Genomic DNA, 3,896 nt, shown 5'->3' on the forward strand with positions numbered 1-3,896 from the left:
CTCAAAAAGGACATTATAAGATCGTCCTTAATGGTCACCAGCGACCCGTGTGTATCGTCAAAACCACACAGGTGAGCTATTGCCCGTTTAACCAAGTTAGCGCCGAATTTGCGGCACGTGAAGGCGAGGGAGATGGCTCTTACCAATGTTGGCACGAAGCGCATTGGGGTTACTTCTCCCAGTACGCCAAAACACACGGCCTGCATTTTGATGAGCACTCGGATGTGGTGCTTGAAGAGTTTGAGAAAGTCTATCCGCTCTGAACATAAAAGCCGCGCTGAGCGGCTTTTTTGTGATTGCGAGTTATGGACAGGAACGTTTTTGTTTACTCACTCAAGTCCAAATTCATCTCATCGGCCCATGGCATGTCTGGCAGGGTGTCTAAGTTGGCTTCGTAACGTGATAGTGTGAACTGCCCGTTATTTTGGCTAACGTCGTAAATCTCAACCATCAATGCGCACGCGATATATTCAATAGCTTCTTCGCGGGAATAGCCGGTCATACGCAGACGCATAACTGTCTCGGCGACTTTTTTAGGCTCTTGGTCAGTAATTTGATTCTCGACGACCGTAATCAGATCTTCGATACGCGTACTGGCTTCTTCTTGCATGGTTTTACTCGTTGTTTTTAATCGTGGCGCCATCTTAGGACATCAAACAAGCCCTAGCACGACATTTTTGAAATGCGTAAGGCGTAACGTTTCAATAACCTTGGCTAATATGTTAATGATAACTATTATCGAAAAGTATAGTGAAACAAAAGGATATGACCATGACAAAAACTCGTATCGAAAAAGACAGTATGGGCGATATTGAGGTGCCGGCGGATGCCTTGTATCAAGCGCAGACCCAACGAGCGGTAAACAATTTCTCGGTCAGCGAACTGACCATGCCAGCGGACTTTATTCGCGCGTTAGCTATGGTGAAACATGCAGCGGCAACGGCTAACGAAGAGCTGGGCTTACTGGATGGCAATATCGCCCACGCGATTCGCCAAAGTGCTGAAGCCGTTATCGGTGGCGAGCATTTAGCGCAGTTTCCGGTGGATGTATTTCAGACCGGCTCAGGCACTAGCTCAAACATGAATATGAATGAAGTGCTGGCAACGTTGGCCTCTGAAAAGTGTGATGAAACGGTCAGCCCCAACGATCATGTCAATATGAGCCAAAGCAGTAACGACTCTGTTCCTACGGCTATTCAGATCAGTGCTACTTTGGGCTGTGAAAAAGCCTTACTTCCCGCGTTAGTGCATTTACGTGACGCGTTACAGGAAAAGAAAAGCAAAGTCGGCCATATCGTGAAAACGGGTCGTACCCATTTGATGGATGCGATGCCTGTGACGCTTGGACAGGAGCTGGAGGCTTGGTCGCAGCAAATAGAACATGCGATGGTACAAATTACCCAAAGCCTATCATCGGTGCGCGCACTGGCTCAGGGTGGCACGGCAGTGGGGACGGGAATCAATGCTCATCCATTATTTGCCGAGCGTTTTGCCAACGCAGTCTGTGCGTGTAGCCACTCCTCATTCACGGCGAGCGAGAATCCCTTTTTCGCCATTGGTAGTCAGGATGCGCTGGTGGCACTGCATGGTCAGTTAAAGACCACCGCAGTGGCAACCATGAAACTGAGCAATGATTTGCGTTGGATGAATTCGGGCCCACTTGCCGGGTTAGGAGAAATTGAGCTAGAGGGGTTACAGCCGGGATCGTCTATTATGCCGGGGAAAGTGAATCCTGTTATTCCAGAATCCGCTGCTATGGTCGCGGCACAAGTCATGGGCAACGACACCACTGTCACTGTAGCCGGTCAGTCGGGTAATTTTGAATTGAATGTGATGTTACCTGTGATTGCCTCAAACTTACTGCAAAGTATTCATTTACTCGCAGGATCTAGCCGACTGCTGGCAGATAAAGCCATTCGTAGTTTTAAGGTCAGAGAGGACAATTTGCAAGCTGCGCTATCTCGCAATCCGATTTTAGTGACGGCGCTTAATCCTGTAGTTGGATACTTGAAAGCGGCTGACATCGCGAAAAAAGCGTATCAACAAGGCCGCCCTATTTTGGATGTTGCCGAAGAAGAAACTGACCTAGGCCGAGAAAAGCTGGCTGAGTTGCTTGATCCAACCAAACTGACACAAGGCGGTATTGCTGAGTAAAATACGGGGCGAGGCAGACTCGCCCTTTAAAGCATTAATCCATTTTTTTAAGTGCAATGGCATTCATACAAAAACGTAAGCCAGATGGCTCGGGACCATCTGGGAAGACGTGACCCAGGTGAGCATCACAGCTGGCACAGGTGGTTTCAATACGCGTCATGCCATGGGTTGTATCTTTGTGATAGGCAATGGCATTGTCTTGCGCTGGCTGGGTAAACGAGGGCCAACCTGTGCCTGAATCGAACTTTTCGCCGGCATCAAACAGCAAGGTGCCGCAGCACACGCAGCCGTAGAGGCCTGGCTCAAATAGAGTACACATGCCCGAGCTAAACGCGCGTTCTGTGCCCTTTTGGCGTGTCACTCGGAAAGCGTCATCACTGAGTTGTGCTTGCCACTCTTGTTCGGTTTTTTCGACTCGCGACGGCGGTGTGAGATTGCCGTTTTCACTTCGAGCGACGATGTCTTGCCATGTCAGCATGATGTTATTCCTCTTGTTGACCGGACAGGAGTCCGTGCTACAGGCGTCTAGTGTTATGAATCCTGGTGATCGATGCAAGTAGTACGGTTGCTTTTTACTGCTGGGATCAACTTGATAGGGTGCCAATCCCCCATTTTATTTCATCATCGAGATCATCTTTCACTTGATCGCGATAATCTTCCATATGTTGCTCAATCAAGTCATCGGGCTGTGAGAAGAACGCAATATGGAAAATCGCATCCCCTTCATTCACTACAGGGAGGGTATGCTGACCAATGACGATACCACTTTGCTGGGCTTTGATTTCGGTTTCTGTTGTGCCTGCGGGATCACTGATAATGCCAATGACTTGATCGCGGTTGACACTTTGTCCGAGCGCCACGTGACTTCTCAATAAACCATCGGCTTCTGCACGCACCCATTTTGTTGATCGGGCTGTGACGGGCTGATAAGGCGTTTTTCGACGTGTTTGGCGTAACATGCCCAGGTAGCGCATCACACGAATCACCCCTCGTACACCGGCATTAATCGCATAAGGCTCAAAACGAAGCGCCTCACCGGCTTCATAGGTGATCACGGGAATATCAATACGCTCAGCTTCGGCGCGTAGCGATCCTTCACGCAATGCGGCATCGACCACCACAGGCGCGCCAAATGCGGTTGCCATCGCCGCCGCCTCTTGATTCTCCAGATTGGCTCTAATCTGAGGCAGGTTGGTGCGATGAATGGCCGCGGTATGTAAATCGATAACATGGCTACATTGGCGAATCACTTGCTCAAAGAGCTGATACGCCATTCTTCCCGCTATTGATCCTCGCTCTGATCCGGGGAATGAGCGATTTAAATCTCGGCGGTCAGGGAGATAACGTGATTTGTGAATAAACCCAAACACATTCACTACAGGAATCGCGATTAAGGTGCCATGTAGCTTTTTCGGATCGATTTTGGCCATGACTTGACGAACCACTTCAATGCCGTTGAGCTCATCTCCGTGGATGGCGGCACAAACAAGCAGCACAGGGCCATTTAACTTACCATGCAGTACTTCAACACTGACGTTAAGCGGTGAATGTGTGTACAAACGAGCAATTTCAAGTTCGAGACTCGCTCGCTGACCGGCTTGAATATGTTGTCCACCGATCTCGATGGCGTCGCTTTGTTTAGCCCTTCCCACGTGTGCGTGTCCTCTGAGGTTTGGCATTTTTTTCTATATAATCAATCACTAGTCCGGCAACATCTTTTCCTGTTGCGCGCTCGATGCCTT

At 49.3% G+C, this 3,896-nt stretch carries 5 protein-coding genes and 1 pseudogene; 2 read left to right on the forward strand and 4 right to left on the reverse strand.

Annotation, left to right across the window (positions count from 1 at the left end):
* On the forward strand, window positions 1-263 hold a 263-nt coding region (locus BZG79_RS12715), incomplete at its 5' end, for an ASCH domain-containing protein (RefSeq protein ID WP_199877818.1).
* Window positions 264-325: 62 nt separating this feature from the next.
* Here the strand turns inward: BZG79_RS12715 and BZG79_RS12720 are convergent.
* Window positions 326-610 (reverse strand): hypothetical protein, encoded by a 285-nt coding sequence (locus BZG79_RS12720; protein ID WP_077461424.1) that lies wholly within the window; start codon window positions 608-610, stop codon window positions 326-328.
* Window positions 611-765: 155 nt separating this feature from the next.
* Here BZG79_RS12720 and BZG79_RS12725 point away from each other — a divergent pair, with 155 nt between their 5' ends.
* Window positions 766-2,154: a class II fumarate hydratase gene (locus BZG79_RS12725; protein WP_077774576.1), complete on the forward strand. Its 1,389-nt coding sequence runs from the start codon at window positions 766-768 to the stop codon at window positions 2,152-2,154.
* A 34-nt stretch (window positions 2,155-2,188) separates the two neighbouring features.
* Here the strand turns inward: BZG79_RS12725 and msrB are convergent, their stop codons facing one another.
* The 3 genes and pseudogenes from msrB to BZG79_RS16170 all read right to left on the reverse strand — a co-directional run.
* Complete coding sequence (gene msrB / locus BZG79_RS12730) at window positions 2,189-2,632, reverse strand: peptide-methionine (R)-S-oxide reductase MsrB (protein ID WP_025744776.1); 444 nt, start codon at window positions 2,630-2,632, stop codon at window positions 2,189-2,191.
* A gap of 106 nt (window positions 2,633-2,738) precedes the next feature.
* Complete coding sequence (locus BZG79_RS12735) at window positions 2,739-3,806, reverse strand: succinylglutamate desuccinylase/aspartoacylase family protein (protein WP_077576712.1); 1,068 nt, start codon at window positions 3,804-3,806, stop codon at window positions 2,739-2,741.
* Window positions 3,793-3,896 (reverse strand): annotated as a pseudogene (locus BZG79_RS16170) (30S ribosomal protein S6--L-glutamate ligase); the annotation flags it as partial. The gene BZG79_RS12735 and the pseudogene BZG79_RS16170, both read right to left, overlap by 14 nt.

The sequence above is a fragment of the Salinivibrio sp. MA427 genome, assembly GCF_001996115.1.
Classification (GTDB): Bacteria; Pseudomonadota; Gammaproteobacteria; order Enterobacterales; family Vibrionaceae; genus Salinivibrio; species Salinivibrio costicola.

Excerpts from the sequence above, each read along its gene's own strand:
- BZG79_RS12725 (WP_077774576.1), top strand. The coding sequence starts at position 766 with ATGACCATGACAAAAACTCGTATCGAAAAAGACAGTATGGGCGATATT.
- BZG79_RS12720 (WP_077461424.1), bottom strand. The coding sequence starts at position 610 with ATGCAAGAAGAAGCCAGTACGCGTATCGAAGATCTGATTACGGTCGTC.
- msrB (WP_025744776.1), bottom strand. The coding sequence starts at position 2,632 with ATGCTGACATGGCAAGACATCGTCGCTCGAAGTGAAAACGGCAATCTC.